This window comes from Rhodoferax sp. (genome assembly GCF_028714215.1).
Lineage (GTDB): Bacteria > Pseudomonadota > Gammaproteobacteria > Burkholderiales > Burkholderiaceae_C > Rhodoferax.
This window is the reverse complement of the sequence record NZ_JAQTMS010000023.1, coordinates 49,791-74,121: the sequence shown is the minus strand read 5'-3', so window position 1 is coordinate 74,121 and position 24,331 is coordinate 49,791. Positions and strand designations below refer to the sequence as shown.

Below are 24,331 nucleotides of genomic sequence, written 5' to 3'. Positions count from 1 at the left end.
CTTCAATTTTTCAGCCATCGCCATCAAGGCCACGGGCACTTCCAGCGCGCCCGGCACCTGCACCAGATCGATGTTTTTTTCCAGTACGCCCAAGGCTATCAACTCGGCCTTGCAGGCATCGGCCAGTGCCGTGGTTACGGCTTCGTTGAAGCGGGCTTGAACCATGCCAATGGTCAATCGTTTGCCGTTCAGGCGTTTGTCGCTGGCCGCCAGCGCTCCGGTGTTTGCATCGAACATGGTCTTTTCCTTCAAGTGTTGGGGACAGAACTGGCTCGGCTATCGCGTAACCGCGGCCCGTCCCGCAAGACTATTTACTTCGTTATATATCCAACAATTTCCAGTCCATAGCCGGCCATGCTGGGCATGCGGCGCGGGTTGCCCATGAGGTTCATTTTATGGACCCCGCATTCGCGCAGGATTTGGGCGCCGATACCGTAGCTGCGCAAGTCCATGCGGCCCCGCTCCGGGCCATGGCTGGCGCGCGCCGTGCCATCAAACTGCGCCAGCAACTGCTCGGCGTTTTCGGTGCAATTGAGCAATACCACTACCCCTTTGCCTTCCGAGGCGATGCGCGCCAGACTGGCATCAAGGCTCCAGGAGTGCATGGCCCGATTGACTTCCAGCGCGTCGAGCACCGACATCGGCTCGTGCACCCGGGCCGCCACCGTGTCGCCAGGACCCCACTGGCCTTTCACCAGGGCCAGATGAACGCCCAGCGTGGTCTTGTCCCTGAAGGCGTGAACGACGAATTCGCCGAACGCCGTGTTGAGGGTGTGCGAGCCCTTTTTTTCGACCAGGGATTCGACCCGGCTGCGGTGTTCGATCAGGTCCGCAATGGTGCCGATCTTGAGGCCGTGCTGGGCCGCGAACAACTGGAGGTCGGGCAGGCGGGCCATGGTGCCGTCATCCTTCATGACCTCGCAAATCACCGCGGCGGGCGTGCAGCCCGCCATGGCCGCCAGGTCACAGCCGGCTTCGGTGTGGCCGGCCCGCATCAACACGCCGCCTTCAACCGCTTGCAGGGGAAAGATGTGGCCCGGCTGCACCAGGTCTTCGGCTTTCGCGTCGCTGGCGACGGCGGCCTGCACGGTGCGCGCCCGGTCGGCGGCGGAGATGCCGGTGGTAACGCCTTCCGCGGCTTCGATCGACGCCGTGAAAGCAGTCCCTTTCTTGTCGCCGTTGCGCAGCGTCATGGGGGGTAATTTCAGAAGTTCGCAGCGCTCGCGGCGCAGCGTCAGGCAAATCAGGCCGCGCCCGAAGCGCGCCATGAAATTGATCGCCTCGGCGCTGACGTGGTCGGCCGCCAGCAGCAGATCGCCTTCGTTCTCGCGGTCTTCCTCGTCGACCAGGATCACCATGCGCCCGGCGCGCAGGTCAGCTACGATGTCTTCAACCGGAGAAATGGCCACTGGGGAGAGGGCGGTCATGCGAACGTCTTTCAGGATGTGTTGGGGAAAATTGGATGCTGGACGGCTGCGCTACGGCGCCATTGCAATGGCTTGCTGCGGGTCGGCTTGAAGCATTCTCTCGACGTAGCGGGCAATCAAATCGATTTCCAGATTCACCTCGGAACCAGGGCGCAGGGTCCCCAACGCGGTGTGGTGGACCGTGTGTGGGATCAGGTTGATGCTTAACTGGCAACCAGACGGCAGGTCCTCGATCCGGTTCACCGTCAGGCTGACGCCATTGACCGTGATGGAGCCTTTGTAGGCGAGGTATTTGGCCAAGCCTTGGGGCGCCAGTACGCGCAACTCCCAGCTTTCACCGACCTGCGCAAAATGTGTCACCGAGCCGATGCCGTCGACGTGGCCCGACACCAGGTGACCGCCCAGCCGGTCATTGGCACGCAGGGCTTTTTCCAGGTTGATGGCGCCCATTTGCGCCAGTCCGGTAGTCCTGGCCAGCGATTCGGCGGAAATGTCGACGCTGAACTGACCTGCTCCGGCATGCAGTGCGGTTACCGTCATGCAGGCGCCGTTGAGCGCAATGCTGTCGCCCGGGTTGACGTCGTCGAGGTAGCGGCCGGGGCATTCGATGGTAAGGCGCTTGCCGTGGGTGCTGCTGCTGCCCAGGGCTTGCACAGCAACGATGCGCCCGAGGGCGCTGATGATTCCAGTAAACATGGGGGGTATTTTCGCAGGGATTGTGCCGACCGGCCGGGAGCAGCCGAAAAGTTGCCTGAAGTGTTGAGGACTGAGCCGGTTCACCTCGTATTTCCACGGGCTACCCCGCAACACTTCAGAACTGATCGCGTCCCGGAATCCGGGCCACAATTCGCAGGTCCGGCCCCAGCCTGTCGGTGGACTTGAACTCAAGGGGAATGGCTTGGGACAATTCGGCCAGAGGCCCAAAACTGGCCATGCCGGCGCCTTGGCCTATCAGTTTGGGTGCCAGATAGACCACAAACTCGTCGACCAGGCCGTCCCGGATCAGGGAGCCGTTGAGCTTTTCACCGGCTTCGACGTGCAATTCATTGATCTCGCGTTGCGCAAGATCCTGCAGCATCGCTGTCAGATCGACCTTGCCCCTGGCATCGGGCAGGTAAATGATGCTGGCGCCGCGCGCTTCGAGGGCGGCCTTTTTTGAGTCGTTTTGCGCAGCGGTGTAGATGTAGACCGCGCGATCAGTCAAGAAAAGGTTCGCATCCGGCGGCGTTTCAAGGCGGCTGTCGACCACCACCAGCTGCGGCTGACGCTGCGTTGCGATCAGCCGCACGTCGAGCCGGGGGTTATCGGCAAGCACCGTGCCGATGCCGGTCAGGACGGCGCAGGAGCGGGCCCGCCAGGCGTGGCCGTCCGCGCGCGCCGCCTCCGAAGTGATCCATTGGCTGGCGCCATTTTCCAGGGCCGTCTTGCCGTCCAGCGAGGCCGCCAGTTTCATCCTCAGCCAGGGTGTCTTGCGGATCATGCGACTGAAAAAACCGATATTGAGTTCGCGCGATTGTTGTGCCCCGGGGCCTACTTCGACCGCGATACCCGCTGCCCGGAGTCGCGCAAACCCTTGACCGCAGACCAGCGGATTGGGGTCGGCTATCGACGCCACCACCTTTTGCACTCCGGCCGCGATCAGGGCGTCGCAACAGGGGCCGGTGCGGCCCTGGTGGCAACAGGGCTCCAGGGTGACGTAGGCGATGGCACCCCGGACGCTGTGACCCCGTGCCTGTGCATCACGCAAGGCCATGATTTCTGCGTGGGGACCACCGGCGCGCTGGGTTTGGCCCTGGCCCAGCAGGTGACCGTCGGCGCTGCTGAGCAGGCAGCCCACGTGCGGGTTGGGCGAGGTCAGGGTCAGGCCCTGGTTGGCAAGCGCCAGGGCTTGTTCTATGAAAGGATGCATCGGGTGGGGCGATATTGCGCAGGATTTTTGGATACCTAATTCGGCATCACGCGCAAGCAGTTTAGCGCCAAGAAATTTGCCGGGCGGATGCGGCAGGAAAAGCCGGGGGCAAAAGCAATGACGAATACAATTTGCGTTGACGAATAGCTGGCTCCCCGCGTGCCAGCCGCTTGCCGGTCTGCGATGGCAGCAGACTGGCTCCTGTACTGACTGCCATTTTCAAAGTATCCAGCATGAAAGAAGCACTGAAGAAGGCTATTGAGGTCTTGCCCCAGAATGTGTCGCAGGACGCGCAGTCGATGATGCGGCGCATGGTCGCTGCCATGCAAACAGATGTGGCGCAGGACCGTCAACTGGCGAATGCCTCCTATTGCAGCTTGTTGCTGAAATTGAGCGAGGCCGATTTGGTGCGCGAGTTTGATCTTGCCATTCAGGAGGCGATGCAGTCGATCAGGACCGGCGCCGGCAAGGCGAATGGTTTTGCCGCTGGTTTGTCGCTGTCGATGTCACCGATGGATGACACAGAGGCTGGTTCGAACGAAGATTTTTCGACCTCCACCGCGCTGTTCAAGAAGATCTGTGCCAAGGCAAAAGAGTATCGGGTTGAGGGTGTGCTCGCCTTCGACAAGGAGATTTTTCTGGCTGCGCTCAGAGAGGCGTTCACCAAGGCGCGTGTTGGCAGCGCTGAAGTTGCCAGTCTGCTGCCTGCGGCGCGGCGCGCGCTGAACACTGAATTGCTCAATCTGTACGGCAAACTTGATTCCTGACAGACTGGTTGCCGTCTGACGGCCGGTAACGCCCACTCGTCGGTTGGGGGCGGCTCGCTTGCCGGATTTGCCGTAATCTGGCAGCTATGAAATTTCGAACCTATGCTGTTGCGCCGCTGCGCGGGTTTACGATGATCGAGCTTTTGATCGTCGTTAGCATAGCCGCCATCCTGGCGGCGATTGCAGTACCGACGCTGCGGGACACGCTCAACGATTTCCGCCAGAGGTCGGCTCTGGCGCAACTGGCCAGCGATCTCAACCAGGCCCGTGGCGAGGCGATCAAGCGTAACAGCCGCGTCCTGGTGTGTGTTCGCAATACCGCCGGTACCGACTGCTCCGCCAGTACCAATTGGCTGACCGGTTGGGTGGCCTGCACCGATGCCAATAGCGACAATGCCTGTGATACCAGCAGCGCCACCAGTCCCAACCCCTTCATCGTGCGTCCTGCGCTGGATGCGTCATTGACCTTGACCGCGCTCGATGCCAGCGCGGCGGCGTTTTCCACGATTCGTTTCAATGCCAACAGTTCGCAGGGTGCCGGCAACTCAACCGCCACGCTGACATTGGGCGGAACCTGGTCTGGTGCCGTCAATCACACGGTTACGGTGGCCGGCACCGGTCATATCGCCAAGCAGTAGGTTGTAGCCATGAAACGAATCGTTCCCAGCCGGTCCGACAGCTGCCGCACCCAGCGCGGCTTCTCGATGATTGAAGTGTTGGTCACGCTGTTGGTCATTTCATTGGCCTTGTTAGGCACGGCCGGGTTGCAAGCCTACTCGATGCGTCTTAATCAGGGCGGGCAGTTGCGCTCCCTGGCGGTATTCCTGGCGGCTGATCTGGCCGAGCGCATGGAGGCTAACAAGCCGGGTGCCGTGGCCGGCGATTATGTGGTTTCAAGCACCACCGGGGCGGCCTTTCTGGCCGCTGCGGGAGCGGTCAGCACAGCCTGTGTAACGGCCGGCTGCGACGCCGCCGCGTTGGTCGCTTTTGATCTTTCGCAGTGGCAAAACGCGGTCGCGGCAACTTTGCCGCAAAGCTCGTGGTCGGTCGCACGGACGGTGAACGGCGCTCAAAGTAGCTACACCATCACGATTGGTTGGGTGGACCGCCGCACCAACACCAACAACGCGGCTGCCAACGCCAATTCGCCGGTTGGCAGCAATGCTGCTGGCACCGGCGAGAAATTTTCCTATACCGCAACCCGAACTTTCTTCAATTGAAGTCATGAATACACCCCAACCGGCAGTTACCGGCAAGCGATTCCAGCGGCCAGGCAGGCAGGCAGGTTTCACCTTGATCGAGATGATGATTTCGATCACCATCGGACTGGGCATTCTGGCCGGCCTGGTCGGTGTGTTGGCCACCAACTCAAGCAATTCGCGCACCAATGACCGCACCTCGGAACTGCTGACCAATGGACGTTATGCGCTGGATTCGATGAAGCAGGAGTTGCGCCAGGCCGGTTTTCGCGGCTACACCTGGGCTGAGCCGACACTCATCACGCCCAGCACCCTTGGCACCTTGAGCAATGAGTGCCTGGGGACTGGGGCTGGCGCCGGATCTTTTATTGCCAATATCCGCCAAAGTGTCTGGGGCGCCAATAACAGCAACCCGTTCTCGGGATCGTGCATCCCGAGCGCCAGCTACGCGGATGGCAATGACGTGCTGGTGGTGCGCCGTCTGGCGGCCGTGCCATCGACGACGCTGACCGCCAACACGATCTATTTCCGGTCCAGTTACGCCACTGGCCAGATCTTCCGCGGCACCACGGCGCCGACTTTTCCAGGTTCGCCGACGCCTTTGGCAAGCTTTGCGCTGCAAACCTATGTTTACTACATCAGTCCGTTCACCGTTTCGGCGACCGAAAGCCCGCTGCTGCCGGCGCTGTACCGGGTAGCACTGCAGAGCGATGGCTCCATGAGCCGCGAGCTGGTTGCCAGCGGCATTGAACACTTGCAGGTTCAGTATGGGAAGGTCACCACCATGCCGGCGCTGACGACGCAGTTTTTCGACACCATTGCCGGCGCCTCGTCGGACTCGGGCGTGACCGACTGGGACAACGTCAACGCGGTGCGGATCTGGTTGCTGGCCCGCAACGAGACGGCAGAGCCGGGCTACTCCAATACCAACATTTATTCGATGGGCGACCAGACCTATGACTTGAGTGCCGCGCCTGACGGTTTTCGCCGTCAGTTGTTCAGCACGGTGGTTCAGTTGCGGAACTGAGGACGATCATCATGCGAGTTCATTTTGCTCATCGTTCGGCGGCCCGGCAAAAAGGCGCCACCCTTGTTATCGCCTTGCTGGTTTTGGTGCTGATCATGATGATAGGCATCACGGCGGTCAGCACTTCCAATACCCAGTACAAACTGGCTGGAAATTTGCAGTTTGAAGACGCTGCCATGAATAACGCGGAAACCGCCGTCGCGACGGCTGAAAAATGGCTTGCCACCGGTACCAATTACAGCAACCCCGGCTTCGTGACCTACGACGCGACGAACTCGCCCCACTTGTTGCCGTCAGGCAGCGCCAACAACCCGTTGAGTCTGACCTGGAGCGATAGCAATTCACTCAGTGTGAGCAGTAGTGCGCAGCGTTATCAGATTCAACTCATGTCGACCAACAACCTTTTGACCGGCTCCAGCGCAGCTGTCGGAAGGCAGGCCATGGCCGTTTGCAACAAGGTCAACACCTACCTGATTACCGGGCGCGGTACGTCGAGCCGTGGGGCCGCCAAATTGGTTCAGTCGTATTACAGCGTTTTGAGTTGCCCCGCCTCTTGAGGAGATTTCGTATGTTCAAACTGTCTGTCAAACCGATCTGGGTTGCGGCTCTCGTTTTGCTTGTGGCGCTGGTTGTGGCGCTCAGGCTGGCGCTGGCCATTCCCGCCTTCACGCCGGCCAATCAACCCATAGGCTACGTCGCCCAGGACGACATCACCAATTACAACCTGACCTCGGGCCATGAGATTCTTTACCGGGGCCAGTACGAGAAGGAATATTGGGGCGGCAATCTGATTGCCTACGCCGTCAACAGCGCCGGCGATGTCGGCAGTGCAACGCAGCCCTGGAACGGTGGCGCCGCCTACCAACTGGACCTGCAAGGGAGCAACCGGCGCATTGTGACCATGGACACCAGTGGTGCAAAAATCCCTTTCCTCTGGGCCAATCTGGACAGTACGCAGCAGGGTTACCTGACCTCCAGCGGCATTGTTGACTATCTGCGTGGCGTGCGCACCGGGGAAGTCCAGCAAGGTGGTACCTTGCGCCAGCGTGCCTCTCCTTTGGGCGATATTGTTCACTCCAGGCCGTACTACCTCAACGACAGCAGCAGCGCGACACCGGCCCCCACTGTTTTTGTCGGCGCCAACGACGGCATGTTGCATGCCTTTGACGCTGTGACCGGCGCCGAGCGTTGGGCCTACGTGCCTTCCATGTTGATCTCGAAGATGATCAACCTTACCGTCATACCCTATGTTCACGATTTCTATGTTGATGGTTCGGTCATGGTGGCGACCATCCTGTCTGGCACAAAGCGGGTATTGGTAGGTACCTTGGCGGGCGGTGGCAAGGGGCTGTACGCGCTGAATATCACGGGCAGCTCCCGGCTGGCACCGGCCACCGAGACTGCGGCGGCAGACAATATTCTCTGGGAGATCACGCCCAGCACGCTCAATAACGTTGCCAGCAGCGACTATGCCAACCTGGGCTACACCTATGCCAACCCAACCATCGCTCAGGTGAGTGGTGTCGACGCCGTGATTGTCGGCAATGGCTATAACAACGGCGGCGACTACCAAGCCTATTTGTACATCATCAACGCCAATACCGGGGCCCGGATTGCCGCCATCAAGGCCGGTACATCGGGTACCGCGGCCAGCCCGAATGGCTTGTCGACACCTGTTGCCATTGATAGCAACAACGACGGTAATGTCGACACGGTCTATGCCGGCGATCTGAACGGCACCATGTGGAAATTCGATTTAGGCACATCGACGGCCACTGCCTTGTTGACCACGTCCCCCGCGCAGCCGATCACCATGACCCCCGGCGTGGCCCTGCACCCCAATGGCGGTTACATGATCAATTTCGCGACCGGTGCCATGCTGACGGCCACCGACCTGACCGACACCACGGTTTTTGCGGCCTACGGTATTTGGGATGGTGCGCCGGCTGCCAACGCCGTCATGCTGACGCAAACAATGACCGAACGCTGCTATACCTCGGGCACTAGCGCGGCCGCAACGCCGTGCGCCAGCCGCGTTCGCACCCTGACTTCCAATCAACCCGACTGGACCTCCGGCGCGACCCATCACAAGGGCTGGAGAGTGGCTTTGCCGGCCGGTGAAAAAGTGGTGGGCGATGGCAGCTTCATTGAAAACGGACGTTTCTACTTTAACGCCTACAACCCCACCGTTTCCACCACCGTCCAGGCCTCCACTGTCAACGGAGAAAATTGGTTGATGGAGCTCGACTACCTCACCGGTGGAGTGGCTAATTCGCCTTTTCTGGATCTCAGCGGCGATCATGTCCTGACCGATGACGATCGTGTCAAGGACGGGGCAACTCCCCCGGCACCGGTCATGACCACCGACGGCGTACCGGTCGGGAAAATGATCGGGATTGGCGTCATGTCGCAACCGGTTCTGGTGCAACTGAGCACGCTGAACAACACCTTGTTCAACCAAAACCCCGATGTCACCATCGTGCCGGTGAATCTGGGTACCGGCGCCGGGGTTACCGGTGGCCACTTCGACGTCGACATTTTTTTCGCTCCTCCCACCGGCGGCGCCCAGGCCAGCGCCACCATCACGGTCGGCACCACCGGCCAGACCAGCGGTTTTCCGGCAACCCTGGGTGCCATTACCGTTGACGGCGTCACCATTGTTTCGGGCTTGTCGGTGAGCGACATCACTGACGGCAGCGCCAGCAGCACCAACGCGAACACCATCGATAGTCTGGTGACCGGCGGGTTTACCGCCACCACATCAGGCAATGTGATCACCATCAAGGCGCCGGCAGGTGCCCGCTTCAATGGCAAGACCATCAGCATTGCCGCCGGCAGCTCGCAGACCCTGGTGAACCCGAGCCCGGGGGTTCGACCGACCGGTTTGATCACCTTCAGCGGTACCAGTACCAACTCAAGCGGCTATAAGATCAATAGGGATCTGTCCAACAGCCAAAGCGTTCGCGTCGGAAATGGCAGTGCTTACGGTAGCAGCATTACCATTGGCTATAACAAAACGGCGGTCCAAGCTGCCGCTTTGGTTGTTTCCAAGATAGGCACCAGCGGGACCTACGATGCCTACATCGGGGGGAATACGATCACACCCACGTGCGCTGCGCAGAGCGCCAACGTGGTTTGCATTGTCGACACCTCGACCTATAGCAACGGCCGGGCGATTACCGTGGGCAGCATCAGTAACGGCGGCGGACTGACGTTCACGCTGACCAGTACCGCGGGCGGGGCCGCCGCTGGGGCCACCACACCGCAGTCCGGCTGGACCGACTTCGCCCCGGCGCTGACCGCCAGTGCCTTCAATAACAACGGCGTTGATCCGGTCAGCGTGGGCGATACCTGTGTTGACTCCAGTTGCCGGTACGACACCCATTTTCACCAGTACGACGATGTCTTTGACGTGACTGGTGTCAACATGCTCAATCCCAGCAGCACGACACTGCTGCTTAGCAATGCCATTCCCTCCCTGACGCAGAATTTCAAGGTGCTGGTGCAAAATCAGTACCTGAGTCCGGCGGTAAAACTCCACATCGGGGACCCCAGTTATCTCTACAACGTGAACCATGGCTATATTGCTTTGAAGGACTACGTCACTTCAGCCACCCTGGACCTGGCCAGCTTGCAGACCTATCGCCGCGACCCCAATGTCGTCTGGTCGGGCTCCACTCCCCCCACAGCCGCGCAACTTGCGCAGCCCAAACCGATAGGCAGCCTGGTTTTTAACATGCCGCTGGATGCCTTGACCGCGAAAGACTGGTGGGGCAACGGGGATATTCGGGTCGGCTTGATACCTATATCACCAGGGTGTATGTGGCAGGCGGCAGGTTCGAACGACGGCAATATGTACAAGCCCGTGATTCCGCCCGCCAACGGCACCGATGGTCCCGGAACGGCTGGCTGGAATAGCACCACCTCTCCCACGAGTACCACCAACCCCACCACCGGTGCGCGGCACGGCGGTGCCCTGACAATCCAGATCATCCGGGACACGACGCCCAACTCGGCCATTGAGCAGAATGTCTCAGGTCGCCCGGAATACGGTTGGCGCGTCAAATCGGGTTTGTATAGCAACTATGTACTGGCCGAATACGGGACTTACTGGCACCATCCCAACGGCAAGTGCTTTTACAGTTCAGGTTGGACCAAAAACCCCGGTGCCGATAACGGGAGCAGCACGCAAGATCCAAAAGCCGCCGGTTCGACCGACCCAAAATTGGGTGATCTGAGTGCCACCGGCAGTGGCAGCGGCGGCGGTACCATCACGTCGGTGACCACCACCGTCGTTGGTGCCGTGACGACCACCACGATCACCTATTCCGATGGCAGCTACGCCACCATCGTCAGAACTGTCAACGCGGACAGTAGTGTGACGATTGTCACCACCGACGCACTTGGTGTGGTGACAACGCAAACGATAGCCAATACCGAGGGGTCCCTGAGAACCGGAGGCGATGAACGGGCCCGTCAGGCGGCACACACCGGCCGCATTTCCTGGCGCGAACTTGTGGCACCATAGGCACCTGCCAGCAGGTTCTGGCAACGATTTACAGAAAACGGTGAGGGTTAGCTTGTGAAACGATTCAATGCCCGAGGTTTCACCTTGGTTGAGATGATGATTGTGGTGGCCATCGTCGGCATTCTGGCGGCGGTGGCCTTGCCCAGTTACCGCAATTACGTCATCCGCGGCGCCAGGGTTCAGGCACAAACCGAGTTGCTGGAGCTTGCCAGTCTGCAGGAAAAGATATTTCTCAACTCGAATAACTACTCTCCCAGCGTGACGACAGCCTATGACGGCACCGCCGCTGGTGGGCTTGGACGTACCAGCGGCCAAACCAACGATGGCCGCTACGACCTGTCGCTGGACATTACCGTGCCGTCCCAGACCTTTGTTCTGACCGCCACCCCGACCAGCGGAGGCAGTCAGGCCGGCGATGGGAATATTTCCATCAGCGAAAGTGGTCGGCGCCTGTGGGGAAGCGCTTCATGGTAGGGTAAATACCTATAACGGTGAAGGTTTTTTTGCTTTGACTTAACCTGAATGCGGGCGCATCATTTGGTGCACCATGCACAATCGGGTTTCTGGGAGGTATTCGGTGTTGCAGGCCGGTCAGGTCGGCTATTCGCTGGTTGAAATGCTGGTGGTGGTGACGCTGGTGGCTATTTTGCTTTCGATCGCGGTACCGTCCATGACCGCAATGCTGAACACGCAAAAATCGGTGGCACTGGGTAACTCCTTTCTCTCCAGCCTGAACCTCGCTCGCAACGAAGCCATCAAACGCAATGCCCGTGCGGTGTTGTGCAAGTCAGCCAATGGCCTGTCGTGTACCACCGGTGGCGGCTGGCAGCAGGGCTGGATTGTGTTTCACGACGTCAACAACAATGCGACGTTGGATGTTGGTGAGCAAGTGATCGAACAACAGGGGGCAGTGGCGGGAGGGCTGACCCTGACTGGTAATGCCCCGGTCGCCGACTATGTGTCATACAGCGCTTCAGGGTCGGCAAAGCTGATTTCGGGGGCGTTTCAGGCCGGCACTTTCACGCTCTGCCTGGTCCCGGCTTCAAGTGCCGATGTACGACTATTTATCCTTAGCAGTACCGGACGGGCGCGCTCCAGGAAAGGGACTTTGAGCGACTGCTCGTAGGCGCCCTGCTTGACTTGCTTGGGCTCCCTGTTTAACGCCGCACTTCATCCACCAGCGTCTTGAATTCGTCGATGTCCTCAAAACTGCGGTACACGCTGGCAAACCGCACGTATGCCACTTTGTCCAGCTTTTTTAGTTCTCTCATGACCAGTTCGCCGATGCGGGCCGAGGGTAGTTCGCGCACACCGAGGGTCAGCAGTTTTTCTTCAATGCGCTCAACCGCGCTGTCTACTTGCTCGATGCTTACCGGACGTTTGCGCAGCGCCAGTTTCATGGAGGCCAGCAGTTTGGCGCGTTCATACTCAATGCGACGGCCATCTTTCTTGACGATTGCCGGAAAGCTGACGTCGGCTCGCTCGTAGGTGGTAAAGCGTTTTTCGCACGAAGCACACTGACGCCGTCGGCGAATGAAGTCCCCGTCTTCGGCCACCCGGGTTTCCATCACCTGAGTTTCGGAATGGCTGCAAAACGGGCATTTCATGACGTACTTTGTCAGTGTGAATTGGTTGCTGATAGGTGGATGAAGTTGGCTCTCGGCTCAAGGTCGGGGTGACCAGGAGTACGCCAGGAAGGCACGATTTCGAGAGATGTCATCCAAGTCCCAGGACTGTTGACTTAGCCGTACACCGGAAATCGGGCAGTCAGGGCATTGACCTTGGTTCGCACCGCCTCAATGGTTGCGCCATCCCTCGGATTGTCCAGCACATCGGCCACCAAATTGGCGGTCAGGCGGGCCTCATCGTCCTTGAAACCGCGGGTCGTCATGGCGGGGGTGCCGATCCGCACACCGCTGGTGACCATCGGTTTTTCGGGGTCATTCGGGATGGCGTTTTTATTGATGGTCATATGGGCGGCACCCAGAACCGCTTCGGCCTCTTTGCCGGTGATACCTTTGGCGCGCAGATCCACCAGCATCACGTGACTCTCGGTGCGTCCACTCACAATGCGCAGGCCGCGCTGGGTCAGGGTTTCGGCCACTATCCGGGCGTTTGTCAGCACCTGTTGCTGGTAGAGTTTGAACTCCGGCGCCAGCGCCTCCTTAAAGGCCACTGCTTTGGCTGCTATGACGTGCATCAACGGGCCGCCCTGTAGGCCGGGGAAGATGGCGCTGTTGATGGCTTTCTCGTGCTGCGCCTTCATCAAAATAATGCCGCCCCGGGGACCGCGCAGGCTCTTGTGCGTGGTTGAGGTCACGACGTCAGCATGGGGCACCGGGTTGGGATAGACACCAGCGGCAATCAGGCCGGCATAGTGAGCCATGTCCACCATGAAGATGGCGCCTACCGCTTTGGCGACTTTGGCGAAGCGTTCAAAGTCAATGCGCAGACTGTAGGCCGACGCGCCGGCAATGATCAGTTTCGGTTTGCTCTCATGGGCTAGGCGTTCCATGGCGTCATAGTCGATTTCTTCTTTTTCATTCAGACCGTAACTGACCACTTTGAACCATTTTCCGCTCATGTTCAGGGCCATCCCATGAGTCAGGTGGCCACCTTCGGCCAAAGACATGCCCAAGATGGTGTCACCAGGCTTCAGAAAGGCCAGGAAGACGGCCTCGTTGGCCGATGCGCCGCAATGCGGCTGAACATTGGCGGCGTCGGCGCCAAAAATCTGTTTCACGCGGTCAATCGCCAATTGCTCGGCAATGTCGACGTATTCACAGCCGCCGTAGTAGCGCTTGCCGGGATATCCTTCAGCGTATTTGTTGGTGAGTTGCGTGCCTTGCGCCGCCATGACGGCGGGCGAGGCGTAGTTCTCGCTGGCGATCAGCTCGATGTGCTGTTCCTGGCGGGCATTTTCAGCCTGGATGGCGGCAAATACCTCGGGATCGGTTTGCTCAATAAGAATATTTCGTTGGTACATGGCAGTCCTTGAAGACGACGGGCCTGTGGGTCATAAGAAATGAAACAGGGCTGCCCAGGCGAACGGCTAAACACATTGATCAACTTGATAATGCGGCACGCTTCCCCGTGGTGTTCCCACTTCAGCGTCCATGCCCAGAGGGTTTGAGCGCCTATCGCCAGTCGCGTACCGGGTGAGTTTAACTGACACGGCACACCTCCTGCCGAGCACTGGAACTCAGGAACTGAACAGAAGGGCGACTTTCTCGGGGCTGCGATCGGGTTTGCTCAAGACCGGAGCACTGACGGTCTGGGCCGCGGTCAGTGGCACTGCCTGTCCTTTGGCCACCAGTTGCAGTCGGGCGTGCTCGGCCATGACCTTGCTTGAGTAGCCGCCATCGTCTTCGATGTTGGCGGCGCCGACATAGGAGCGCAGACCGCCCTCCAGAGAGCCGGCGCGGTTGATGCATTCCTGTAGAACCTTGACGCCGACCCGCAGGTTGGTTAGTGGATCAAAGGCGGCCAATTTGCCGCCAAAGCTTTCATATTTATCGCTGTGGACCTGGGTCATCACCTGCATCAGGCCCTGTGCACCTACCGGGCCCTGGGCAAATGGGTTGAACCCCGATTCGACCGCCATGACCGCCAGAATCAGGGTCGGATCGATTTTGGCCTGGAGGCCTATCTGGTAGGCCTCAGTCACCAGGGCGCTCAAGGGCTCGGGCGCAACCCGGTATTTCTTGCTCAGCCAATAGGCGACCGCGGCTTGTTGTTTGGGTAAATTTTTCGGATTGCTTGCGGTGGCGCGTTCGACCGCCTCGATTTCGCCAGTCCAACTCGCGACCCCAACTTGGCGGGTCTGCAGCCAGCTGAAAAGTTTGATTTCGCCAACCTGGCGCAATTCCGGGCGGGCCGTCAAGGTGATGACGGCAAACATGACGGCCAAGCCGACCAGGGCAAAACCGTTGTGTGTGATCTCAAAGAAGCCCTCGGCAATGTCGGTGGCGAAAGTTCGCAGGCCTTGGGTGAATTTTTCTGACGCTGTCATAGCTCTTCCTTCGTTCGCGTGGGCTTCGGTGTTGCGTTGCCGGTAGGCGGCAACACTGGCGGCACCTCGTTTGGGTTGGTACGCTATCAATATCCTGCGTTATCTATCGGTGGTTTGGCAGAGATTTGAATATGCCGGGTTCGGCAGCGAGTTCGGGTTGTCCCTAGCCGTGGCTGGGGTGGGCGGATTTTAGGTGGAGTTTATATATCCAGTCAACCATATCAATCTTATTTCTTATGCATAAATAAAACTTGAACTTATTTCTGCTCCTCTCTAAACTTTGTCTGCCCATCTCAGGATGGGTTGTAAGCCGGCAGTAGCCAGTCCCTACCTCTGGGTAGCAGCGATAAAGCGGCCCCGGCAGTTTGTGGAGGCAATCTTTTGCCACCCAGCACTTTGGGACTTTACCCTCCCATCGCGCGAGCCCTGACAGCATGGACCTTGTGTCAGCTGTCGAGCCCGGCGGCTTGGCTTGGAGCCAACCGACCGGGCTTTCGCCTTTTTTATTGCCGGATCCAGAAAATTGCGGCGAAAATACTCACTTAACCCTGACTGCTGTTCGGTCGGGATCCTGTTTCTTGTTTGCGCGACCCATGTTCCATTTCTCTGCCCCCCATAAAACTGCTCAAGCCCCTGAGGCAACACAAATCCCGGTTAAAGCAATGGAGCCTCATCCGCTGGATGCGCTGACTGGAGGGGCATTTTCTGCTCATACTTCGAGTGAGCGGACCGCACGAATCCGTGACTGGCTGCTCTGTACGCCCAGTGTCGAGCAAATGCAGGCTGTTTTCAAAGAACTGAGTGGCAAAGACAAGGGTGCGGCCAAGCTGTTGCGAGAGAGGCTTGATGAAATCAAGCGCAGCAAGGGCCAGGAGTCGATTGCGGCAGAGTGGGCTGATAAGGCTCGGATGTTGCTGGAGGTGGCCAAACTCAACATCGCGGATGCCATGGCGTGGCAGCGGGACGCCGCCAAGGCGGGCGCGCCCCTGAGCAAAGAGCCGCTGGCGACACTCAAGGGACAACTCGGTGATCGGGTAAAAGTTATCGAAGATCTGCAGCATCGGGTTCAGGTGCAGCGTGAAGCAGCCGTGCTACTGGCACAGCGCATCGAAGTGTTGTCTACCAAATCGTGGCGCGATGCGCAGGCCCTCATGGAGGCTTTGCATGCTGACGTGGAGCACTGGCAGGCGCAGGCCCATGTACTATTGAATGATCCCAACTGGCCCAGTGTGGAGGCCAAGTTTCCAAGTTTGCTGGACACTTCGCGTACTCAGTTGCTGGTGGTGTGGGAAGCCTTTAAAGGTGCTCTGGCGCAAGCTTGCGCGGCAGCGGATGATGCCACTGCAGCTTTGCCGCCGGTCCCGGTTTGGGCCGAAGAGTTGCGCGCCGGACGAGGCCTGCCGGTGGAGGCAGTGATCAAGCCAAAACGGCCGGTGATTGACCCCGAAGTCAAGGCCAAGGCCGTCACGGCAGTCCGTCAGGTACTGGCGGGACTGGAGCAAGAAATTTCCGAGGGGCATGGCAAAGCCAGTGCCGGCGCGGCTGGTGCCTTGCGCAATGTACTCAAGGAATACGGCAAGATCATTGACGACAAACTGGAGCAGCAGGCACACGCCGCCTTGGCCGCTGCGGGTGAACTGGAAGGCTGGCAACGTTGGCGTGCCGACCAGTTGCGCGAGGAATTGGTGGTCAAAGCCGAGGGCCTGCTTCATCGGCCTGAAGGTCAGGCCATGGGTGGGCGCAAGATGCAGGAAAGCCTGCGCGCCCTGCGCGAGCAATGGAAACAGACAGACCAGGGCGGTGCACCCAATCACGGTTTGTGGAAGCGTTTTGACGACGCCTGCAACGAAGCCCATAAAGTCGTTGAAGTCTGGCTGGAGAAAGTCAAGGCCGAGTCGGCAGAACACCGGGCGCAGCGTCTGGCATTGATTGAAGAGGTTAATGCCTGGGCGGCCGACAACACGACGGCGCTGGATGACGACTGGAAGGGTTTTAACCGTTTGCTGCACCAGTTTGGTGACCGCTGGCGCGACGCCGGGCATGTTGGCGAAAAAGTGTTTGCCGAGTTGCAGCCGCTCTGGAAAGCGGCTATCAATGCCGCCAGCGCGCCACTGGAGCTTGTGCAAAAAAGCAGCTTGGTGACGCGCCAAGCCATGATTGAAGAAGCCAAGGTGCTGGGCAACGCACCCACCTTGCGCATTGATGCGGTCAAGGCGCTGCAACAACGCTGGCAAGCGGAGGTCCATAGAGTGCCCATGGAGCGCCGCCAGGAACAAAAGTTGTGGGATGCGTTTCGCAAGCCGATTGACGACGCTTTTAACCGCAAGACGGCGGAGCGCCAGAAAGCCGACGCCGCACTGGGCGAACGTGATCGCACGGTGCTGGATGCCGCCAAGGCGCTTGAAGCGGCTAATCTGACCGGTGATGCCCAAGGTATTCGCAGCGCCATGAATGCGCTGGATGCAGCGTTGCGCGGGCAGGCTCAAGCCAAAGCCGCGGTGCAAGTTGCCGCCACGGAGGTCAATACGGCCGTAGCGGCGGTGGAGTCCTCGCAAGCGGTGGTTGAACCGGTGGCGAGTTCGGAGACAAAAGAGGCGGTTGAACCGGACGCGACGGCTGAGTCGGAGCCAGCGGCGGAAGTAATGGCGCCGCCAAAACCGGCTCCCAAGCCGGTTGTCGCGGTACGCGGTGATGATCGTCCTGGCATGAAGAAGACCGAGCCTGCACCGATTGGACGCGGCAGCAAGTTTGGTGATCGCAAGGACAGCGGCAGGGATGGCGCTAGAGACAAGACCAGAGGCCCACGGGATGACAAATTTACCGGCCGTGCGGATGATCGCTCGCCACGTCGCGATGTTCGGGACGGTGCCTCTGCCGGGTGGCAGGACGCGCCACGTTTGGGAGATACCGCATTTCGCGCCCAGCGTGACGCAGTGGAGCATGCCCAGTTGGCCCTGCGAAAGCTCGCGGCCCAGGCCCATGGGGAGGCATTGACCCAGTTGCTGGCGGCTTGGCAGCAGCGCGATGCCGGACAGATGCCGTCGACGCAGGAGCTGGGCAGCCGTGTTACGCCGGCCACCCGCAATGCCTGGGTTAAGGCGCTGGCCCAGGCACCCGCAGGCGATGCCGGCGTGGCCCTGCTGCGTCTGGAGATGGCTTGCGAGTTGCCGACGCCAGCCGAGTACCTGAACGCTCGACGTGCCTTGCAACTGCAGTTGTTGACCAAGCGCTATGATCCGCCACCAGCCCAAACCTGGGGACAGGACGCGGCAACTGTGCTGGCCAGCGGTTTTGAGGCGGGTCAGGCGCGTCGATTGCAGAATGTACTGAAAATCTTACTGAAACCCAATTAGTTCGGCACAGCGTTACCCCATGCGCCAACTTGTTCTGCACACCTATTCGTAAGGGAGCACACAGATGGATTCTGCGGACGAATTGCTCAAGCGCGTTGAGCAGCTCAATGACATCGGTGCCTCGCTTTCCAAGGAGCGCGATATCACGCGTTTGCTGGAGCGCATCCTGTTGGCCGCCAAAACCATTACCAATGCCGACGGTGGCACCTTGTATCGCATGAAGGAGGATGGGCAAAGTCTTCGATTCGAGATGTTGCGGACCGACTCCTTGCACATGGCCATGGGCGGCACTTCGGGCAGTGCCATCAGTTTTCCGGATCTGCCCTTGCGGGACGAGACCGGCGCACCCAACGATTCGCTGGTGGCGGCTTACGCGGCAATTCACGTTGAGACGGTCAACATTGTCGATGCCTACACGGAACCCGATTTCGACTTTTCCGGTACCCGCCTGTTTGATCAGCGTACCGGCTATCGTTCGCAGTCATTCCTGGCGGTGCCGATGAAAAATCACGAGGACCAAGTGATCGGCGTGTTGCAACTCATCAATGCACAGGCGCCTGGCACTCTGGAGGTGGTTCCTTTTTCATCCGCTGACCAGAGTCTGGCGGAATCTCTGGCTTCCCAAGCTGCCATTGCCCTGAGCAATCGCCTGCTGATGACGCAGCTTGAAGAGTTGTTCGAATCCTTCATCCACGTCATCAACTTGGCGATTGACGAAAAATCGCCTTACACCGGCGGTCACTGTCAGCGTGTCCCGGTGCTGACCATGCTGCTGGCTGAAGCGGCCGCCGAAACAATGGAAGGTCCGCTGGCGTCGTTTGCCATGGATGAGCGCGACCGTTACGAGTTGAAGATTGCCGGGCTGTTGCACGATTGCGGCAAGATTGCGACGCCGGTTCATGTGGTGGACAAGTCCACCAAGCTGGAAACACTGTTTGATCGCGTGCATTTGATTGACACCCGCTTTGAGGTTCTCAAGCGTGACGCTGAGCTAAATGCCCTGCGTCAGCAACTGGCACTGCGCCCTTGTGTGGACCCACAGGGAGAGGCCGCAGCGATGGCCGCTGTCCGGGAAACGATTGAGGCACTTGATGCGGATCGGGATTTTCTTCGGGTCACGAACATTGGCGGCGAAGCCATGAATGAGGCTGCCATAGAGCGCGTGCGCCAGATAAGCCGTCAGCATGTCTGGCGCGATGTGAAGGGCGTTGAGACCGAATTTCTTAGCGCCGATGAGTTGGAAAACCTGTGCATACGGGCCGGTACCCTGACGCTCGCTGAGCGCGATACCATCAATCAGCACATAGTGACCACGATCAAGATGCTGGAGCAGCTACCCTGGCCTACGCACCTGAAAAATGTGCCGGAATACGCCTGTGGTCACCACGAGCGCATGGACGGCAAAGGTTATCCCCGAGGCTTGACGCGCGATCAAATGTCGGTGCAAGCGCGCGTCATGGGCATTGCCGATATCTTTGAAGCACTGACGGCAACCGACCGGCCCTATAAGCCCGGCATGAAGCTGTCGCAGGCCATGGGTATCATGCACAAACTCAAGAACATCGGTCATATCGACCCCGACCTGTTCGATATTTTTTGGCAAAAAGATGTCTACAAGCGCTATGCGGAGCAGTTTCTGGACCCCTCGCAAATCGACGAAGTGAAGCTTTAGGCCAGAGCCGCAGCGATACGTTCGACGCTAGCGCCAGCCACCTGATTTTGGGAGACCGCGCTCAGGCGCAAGACTGAGGCGCGCGCCGGTGTAGCGCTGGCATCCCAGTCGCTTAGCACGATTCGGCGCAGACCATTTTCCAGGTCGTGCTCAGCTGGCTTGTGCGTGTGGCCATGAATCAAGGTGCCGGCCCGGGCTGTGCGCAACCAGTCGCACACAAGTTCAGTATCGAGGTCGACGAGCGCCATGCCGCTTGCCAAACCCTTACTTTTGCGGGCTTCACTTTGTTGCCGCAGCGCGCGTCCCATTTCCAGACGTTCAGACAGTGGTCTGGCGAGAAATTCCTGCCGCCATCGTGCGCTGCGCACATGGGTCCGAAACTGCATGTAGTCGGTGTCTGCCAGACACAAGGCGTCGCCATGCGAGAGCAACCAGCGCTGTCCGGCAAACTCCAGCACGCATGGATCGTCAATCAGGGTCATGCCACTGGCCTTGGCATACGCCGGCCCCAGCAGAAAGTCGCGGTTCCCGTGCATGAAAAAAATGGTCAGACGGCGAGCAGCGGTTTCAAGAACCTGGGCACAACGGGCGGCCAGGCCGGCCGCTGGTTCGGGCGCCACGGTGATGCCGTTGGGTCCGCCGCCACCGAGCATGTCGTCCCCGACCCAGAGTTCAAACAGATCACCCAGGATGAATACGGCATCGGCCCGAGTATTGCGCATGTAATCCTGCCAGACACGGAAGGTGGCGCTGTCGCCGTCTTGCAGGTGAAGATCGGAGATGAAATCAACATAGCGCCACTGCACTGGCGCTTGCAATAGGCCCCCAGACCACGCGATGCTGTGCGCTGTGACCGGGGGCACCGTGCCATTCATATCAAAGTGCCTGGGCCTTTTCGATAATCACATCTTCAACCGGCACGTCATCGTGATAGCCCTTGCGAGCGGTCTTGACAGACTTGATCTTGTCGACCACGTCGGTACCGGATATGACTTTGCCAAAAACCGCGTAACCCCAGCCTTGGGCAGAAATCGCCGTGTGGTTGAGGAAAGAGTTGTCTGCCACGTTGATGAAAAACTGCGCGGTGGCCGAGTGCGGGTCTCCGGTGCGGGCCATGGCCACGGTGTAGTTCAAGTTCTTCAGGCCATTATTGGCCTCGTTGTCGATCGGTTTGTCAGCCCGCTTTTCCTTCATGCCGGGTTCCATGCCCCCGCCTTGCACCATGAAGCCCGGAATGATGCGGTGAAAAATGGTGTTGTTGTAGTGTCCCTTGCCGACGTAGTTCAGGAAATTGGCGACGGTTTTGGGCGCCTTTTCCTGATCCAGTTCAAGAGTGATGACGCCATAGTTGGCAATGTGGAGTTCGACTTGGGGCTTGCTCATGATTTCTTTTCAAGGGTTGCGGAGTTGATGAGAATGGTTGTTTTGGGTACATCGCTGGCGAACGGACCAGCCGCGCCAGTGGCACTGGTCTTGATCTTTTGAATCACCTCGGCACCGCTCACGACCTTGCCGAAAACGGCGTAGCCATAGCCGTCGGGCGCCGGTGCATTGAGCATCGCATTGTCCTTGACGTTGATGAAAAATTGGGAGGTTGCGGAGTTCGGGTTGCTGGTGCGGGCCATTGCGATCGTGCCGGTGTCGTTTTTGAGGCCGTTGCTGGCTTCCAACGGGATCGGGGCGCGGGTCGGTTTTTGCTTGAATTTGGCATCAAAACCGCCACCTTGCACCATGAAATTATCGATCACGCGGTGGAAGATGGTGCCGTCATAGTGCTTGTCTTTGACGTACTGCAAAAAATTCTCAACCGTCTTGGGCGCCTTGTCTGGGTAGACCTCAATCACAAAATCGCCCGCGCTGGTGGCGAACTTGACGCGCGGCGCCTCTTGCGCGCAAGCCATGGTCGCCAATGAAAGCATGGCGATAGCTGCAATCCAGCTACCGATTGTGGCTGGTAAATTTACGAACTTCATCCGATCACTCCTTCAAAGAAAATTTTCCACTGGTTGCCATGTCGCTCCCAATACTGACGTTTGGTGGGGCCGCTGCGGCTACCGTCGGCAACCTCGCCAAACGTGACGACCATGGTATCAGCGGCATCGGTCCAGCGCAGCAGGGACAAGTCCTTGAGTTGGATGGCGCGCCCGCGCACCTTCTCGACCTGGCTGCGCAAGGCCGGTGTCCACTCGGTCAAGGTCTTTCCATTGCTGGTGAAATCCGGACTATAGAAGCTCAGCAACTGGTCCATATCGCCCCTGGACTTGGCGTTTTGCCATGCCGTCAATGCGGCCTCGAAGGGCTTGCTGTTGGCGCGCACCAGGTTTGGCTTTACCCAGTGCAGATTCTGGGCGATGACGACTGGCGTAGTGCGGATCTGGACGGTTCGGATGATCTGGGCCAGGTCCGGGTTGGCCAGCACAACGCAACCATCGGTTGCTTGCGGCGGACGTGAAAACTGGTTGTGCGGTGTGCCGTGCAGCCAGATGCCGCTGCCTGTTTTACCCCGCTTGCTGTCAAGCTCGTTGGGGTAGTTGATGGGCAGGGCGCCGGAGCCGTAAAAATCCTTCAGCGAATTGGGGTTCAGGTTGCCGGTGATGAAGTACACCCCCAGTGGCGTGCGCAAATCGCCTTCGGCATTTTTTTCCAGACCGGATTTTCCGATCGAGATGTAGTAGTCGGCGATCAGCGCCAAACCGCTGGCCTGATTTTCAAACAGGTACAAACGCGAACGGGAGGCGTCGATGGCGATGGCGTGCTTGTTGCGCGCGGATAAAGCCAGAAATTGAGAGGGAATGGAGTCTGGCGGCGGGCGCTCACGCAGCGCTTTCAATCGCATCTGCGATTCGTCGCGCAATTCTTCCAGCACGGTGGCTGCGGTTTTCGCAATCGGCTCCGGTACATCGCCCAGGGTTCGGACCGGACGGATGCGAGCGGACAGCAGATCACCATAAACCAGCTGGGCCAACTGAAAGTTGGGGTAGTCCCGAATCAGGCGCTCCGCTTGTTCCAGGGCTTCACGGACCTGCGACTTGGCCACCAGTCGGTAGACCTCGATCAGTCGGGCTTCGGCCAAGCCCGGGTCAACCTGGGTTTCCTTGGCTGCTTTCCTGGCCTTGCTCTTGGCGCCACTGTGCGAAGGGGTGGCCGTTCTGGACTCGTTTTTTTTGTGCGTGCCCGCGTGCGCCGGTGTCGACAGCGCGACAACAGGTGCCATGAAAAGAATAAGAAGATACCGTCTCATAAAGTCATCAGACGACGAATGAAACCAGTACTGTCAGCGATGCCCGCTGCAGCTCGCAAACGACCATCAATTGCCCGAAGATTCCTTGATGATCAGCCAGCGATCGCCAGTCTTGAGGAGATTGAGCGTTTTGCGGCTAGACACCGAAAGGGCGCCGGCGCGGTAGTGTTGCCGGAATTTGGCCACCGCCTTGGTACCGCTGACGGTCACGCTCAGTTTGTCGAGTTTCACGTTGATGCTGGATTTGCCGACGATGCGCTTGCGACGATCCTCCTCCCAGGCACTGCGTGATTGTTTGGCTGGAGGGGTAAATTCCTTGCCATAGGCGCCCAAGTAGGCGGACATGTCTTTGGCAGACCAAGCCTTGGCCCAGGCCAGCACCGCCTCTTCCACGCCCTTGATTTCCTCGCTCGTACCCTCGTTGACAGTTGCCTTGCTGGCTACCGCAGCGGGCTTGCTGGCCGCAACCACCGGTACCGGCGCTGACGCTGGCACAGCGGCGGGGGCGGGCGCGGGCGCAGGTCCAGGCACTACCGGTTTGCTAATCGCTGGCGCAGAACTCGGTGCTGCCGCCGCGGCCACCGTCACGCCAGGACGCTGTCCTTTGTTGGCGGGGCCGAATAATTCACGAATAAGGGCCAGCTTGGGTGGCACTGCGGCATTGGCGCCATCGAGTTGCAGCGCCTTGTTATAAGCCTGACTGGCCAGCCTAGCGTAAACGTCGCCAAGGTTTTCATGCGCGGTGGCGTAGCTGGGGTTGGTGCGGATAGCCATTTCCAGCGCTGCCCGTGCCTTGTCGAATTGGCCCTGGCTGGCGTAGAGCACTGCCAGGTTGTTGTAAGGTTCCGGTAGCTCTGGGTAGTCTTCGGTGAGCTTGGTGAAAGTGGCAATGGCTTCCGACTGTTTGCCCGAACTGCGTTGAATGACGCCTTTCAGAAACCGCATTTGCGGGTCGTTCGGCTTGCCGCCCAGGTAAGCATCGGCCTTGATCAGGGCTTCCCCCAGCTTGCCGGCTCGCAGCAACTGACTGACATCGCCATATTCGTCCGCGTAGGCTGGCACCAGAACGCAGGCAGCCACCAGCGCCAGCAGACGAAGGGTAAGGAAAATTGTAGAGTGCTTGTGCTTCATGGAGTCTTATGATTCCTACAGGGTGAAGGTCCACCGCAGCAGCTTGGCCGGCAGGGCTTTATACT

General features: G+C 59.2%; 22 protein-coding genes and 1 riboswitch. Of the genes, 10 read left to right on the top strand and 12 right to left on the bottom strand.

The features are described from left to right. The 4 genes from PHS32_RS12280 to ribD all read right to left on the bottom strand — a co-directional run. Positions 1–237, bottom strand: a 237-nt coding sequence (locus PHS32_RS12280; protein ID WP_301079267.1) for a 6,7-dimethyl-8-ribityllumazine synthase, incomplete at its 3' end; no start/stop codon positions are given. A 74-nt stretch (positions 238–311) separates the two neighbouring features. Beyond that, positions 312–1,427: a bifunctional 3,4-dihydroxy-2-butanone-4-phosphate synthase/GTP cyclohydrolase II gene (gene ribBA, locus PHS32_RS12275; RefSeq protein WP_301079266.1), complete on the bottom strand. Its 1,116-nt coding sequence runs from the start codon at positions 1,425–1,427 to the stop codon at positions 312–314. 51 nt (positions 1,428–1,478) lie between these two features. Next, the gene (locus PHS32_RS12270; protein ID WP_301079265.1) at positions 1,479–2,123 is read right to left on the bottom strand and encodes a riboflavin synthase; all 645 of its coding nucleotides are present in this window, start codon (positions 2,121–2,123) and stop codon (positions 1,479–1,481) included. 115 nt (positions 2,124–2,238) lie between these two features. Next, complete coding sequence (gene ribD / locus PHS32_RS12265) at positions 2,239–3,336, bottom strand: bifunctional diaminohydroxyphosphoribosylaminopyrimidine deaminase/5-amino-6-(5-phosphoribosylamino)uracil reductase RibD (RefSeq protein ID WP_301079263.1); 1,098 nt, start codon at positions 3,334–3,336, stop codon at positions 2,239–2,241. 233 nt (positions 3,337–3,569) lie between these two features. Between ribD and PHS32_RS12260 the strand changes: the two genes are divergently transcribed. The 8 genes from PHS32_RS12260 to PHS32_RS12225 all read left to right on the top strand — a co-directional run bounded on the left by PHS32_RS12260 (position 3,570) and on the right by PHS32_RS12225 (position 11,983). Beyond that, positions 3,570–4,103: a hypothetical protein gene (locus tag PHS32_RS12260; RefSeq protein WP_301079262.1), complete on the top strand. Its 534-nt coding sequence runs from the start codon at positions 3,570–3,572 to the stop codon at positions 4,101–4,103. Between the two features lie 86 nt (positions 4,104–4,189). Further along, a complete protein-coding gene (locus PHS32_RS12255) occupies positions 4,190–4,741 on the top strand; it encodes a GspH/FimT family pseudopilin (protein WP_301079260.1) in 552 nt (183 codons plus the stop codon). A gap of 9 nt (positions 4,742–4,750) precedes the next feature. Further along, complete coding sequence (pilV, locus tag PHS32_RS12250; protein WP_301079258.1) at positions 4,751–5,323, top strand: type IV pilus modification protein PilV; 573 nt, start codon at positions 4,751–4,753, stop codon at positions 5,321–5,323. A gap of 4 nt (positions 5,324–5,327) precedes the next feature. Next, positions 5,328–6,329 (top strand): PilW family protein, encoded by a 1,002-nt coding sequence (locus PHS32_RS12245; protein ID WP_301079257.1) that lies wholly within the window; start codon positions 5,328–5,330, stop codon positions 6,327–6,329. Between the two features lie 11 nt (positions 6,330–6,340). Next, complete coding sequence (locus tag PHS32_RS12240; RefSeq protein ID WP_301079256.1) at positions 6,341–6,886, top strand: hypothetical protein; 546 nt, start codon at positions 6,341–6,343, stop codon at positions 6,884–6,886. A gap of 11 nt (positions 6,887–6,897) precedes the next feature. Next, on the top strand, positions 6,898–10,857 hold the full coding sequence (locus PHS32_RS12235; protein WP_301079255.1) for a PilC/PilY family type IV pilus protein: 3,960 nt from the start codon (positions 6,898–6,900) through the stop codon (positions 10,855–10,857). Positions 10,858–10,911: 54 nt separating this feature from the next. After that, positions 10,912–11,331, top strand: coding sequence for a type IV pilin protein (locus tag PHS32_RS12230; RefSeq protein WP_301079254.1), 420 nt, complete (start codon positions 10,912–10,914; stop codon positions 11,329–11,331). 103 nt (positions 11,332–11,434) lie between these two features. Further along, the gene (locus PHS32_RS12225) at positions 11,435–11,983 is read left to right on the top strand and encodes a GspH/FimT family pseudopilin (RefSeq protein WP_301079253.1); all 549 of its coding nucleotides are present in this window, start codon (positions 11,435–11,437) and stop codon (positions 11,981–11,983) included. Positions 11,984–12,014: 31 nt separating this feature from the next. On the opposite strand, the gene nrdR is transcribed toward PHS32_RS12225, so the two are convergent. The 3 genes from nrdR to PHS32_RS12210 form a co-directional block, all read right to left on the bottom strand. Further along, positions 12,015–12,464 (bottom strand): transcriptional regulator NrdR, encoded by a 450-nt coding sequence (gene nrdR / locus PHS32_RS12220; RefSeq protein WP_301079252.1) that lies wholly within the window; start codon positions 12,462–12,464, stop codon positions 12,015–12,017. 134 nt (positions 12,465–12,598) lie between these two features. After that, positions 12,599–13,843 (bottom strand): serine hydroxymethyltransferase, encoded by a 1,245-nt coding sequence (glyA, locus tag PHS32_RS12215; protein WP_301079251.1) that lies wholly within the window; start codon positions 13,841–13,843, stop codon positions 12,599–12,601. Positions 13,844–13,888: 45 nt separating this feature from the next. Continuing rightward, a riboswitch (ZMP/ZTP riboswitch) is annotated at positions 13,889–14,018 on the bottom strand. A 41-nt stretch (positions 14,019–14,059) separates the two neighbouring features. Further along, positions 14,060–14,869 carry a lytic transglycosylase domain-containing protein gene (locus PHS32_RS12210; protein ID WP_301079250.1) on the bottom strand — a complete coding sequence of 270 codons (810 nt, stop codon included), beginning with the start codon at positions 14,867–14,869 and terminating at the stop codon, positions 14,060–14,062. A gap of 593 nt (positions 14,870–15,462) precedes the next feature. Here PHS32_RS12210 and PHS32_RS12205 point away from each other — a divergent pair. After that, positions 15,463–18,222 (top strand): DUF349 domain-containing protein, encoded by a 2,760-nt coding sequence (locus tag PHS32_RS12205; protein ID WP_301079249.1) that lies wholly within the window; start codon positions 15,463–15,465, stop codon positions 18,220–18,222. A gap of 64 nt (positions 18,223–18,286) precedes the next feature. Next, complete coding sequence (locus tag PHS32_RS12200) at positions 18,287–19,894, top strand: HD family phosphohydrolase (RefSeq protein WP_301079247.1); 1,608 nt, start codon at positions 18,287–18,289, stop codon at positions 19,892–19,894. Here PHS32_RS12200 and PHS32_RS12195 read toward each other — a convergent pair. From PHS32_RS12195 to PHS32_RS12175, 5 genes are all read right to left on the bottom strand, one after another. Then, entirely contained in the window at positions 19,891–20,769 is an 879-nt protein-coding gene (locus PHS32_RS12195; RefSeq protein WP_301079246.1) for a UDP-2,3-diacylglucosamine diphosphatase, read from the bottom strand. The two genes, PHS32_RS12200 and PHS32_RS12195, sit on opposite strands and share 4 nt — an antisense overlap. A 1-nt stretch (position 20,770) precedes the next feature. Next, the gene (locus tag PHS32_RS12190; protein ID WP_301079245.1) at positions 20,771–21,277 is read right to left on the bottom strand and encodes a peptidylprolyl isomerase; all 507 of its coding nucleotides are present in this window, start codon (positions 21,275–21,277) and stop codon (positions 20,771–20,773) included. Further along, the gene (locus PHS32_RS12185; protein ID WP_301079271.1) at positions 21,274–21,813 is read right to left on the bottom strand and encodes a peptidylprolyl isomerase; all 540 of its coding nucleotides are present in this window, start codon (positions 21,811–21,813) and stop codon (positions 21,274–21,276) included. The genes PHS32_RS12190 and PHS32_RS12185 overlap by 4 nt, the downstream gene beginning before the upstream one ends. Before the next feature lie 50 nt (positions 21,814–21,863). Further along, the gene (locus PHS32_RS12180; protein WP_301079244.1) at positions 21,864–23,108 is read right to left on the bottom strand and encodes a L,D-transpeptidase family protein; all 1,245 of its coding nucleotides are present in this window, start codon (positions 23,106–23,108) and stop codon (positions 21,864–21,866) included. A 93-nt stretch (positions 23,109–23,201) separates the two neighbouring features. Then, positions 23,202–24,266 (bottom strand): tetratricopeptide repeat protein, encoded by a 1,065-nt coding sequence (locus PHS32_RS12175; RefSeq protein WP_301079243.1) that lies wholly within the window; start codon positions 24,264–24,266, stop codon positions 23,202–23,204. Positions 24,267–24,331 lie beyond the last annotated feature (65 nt).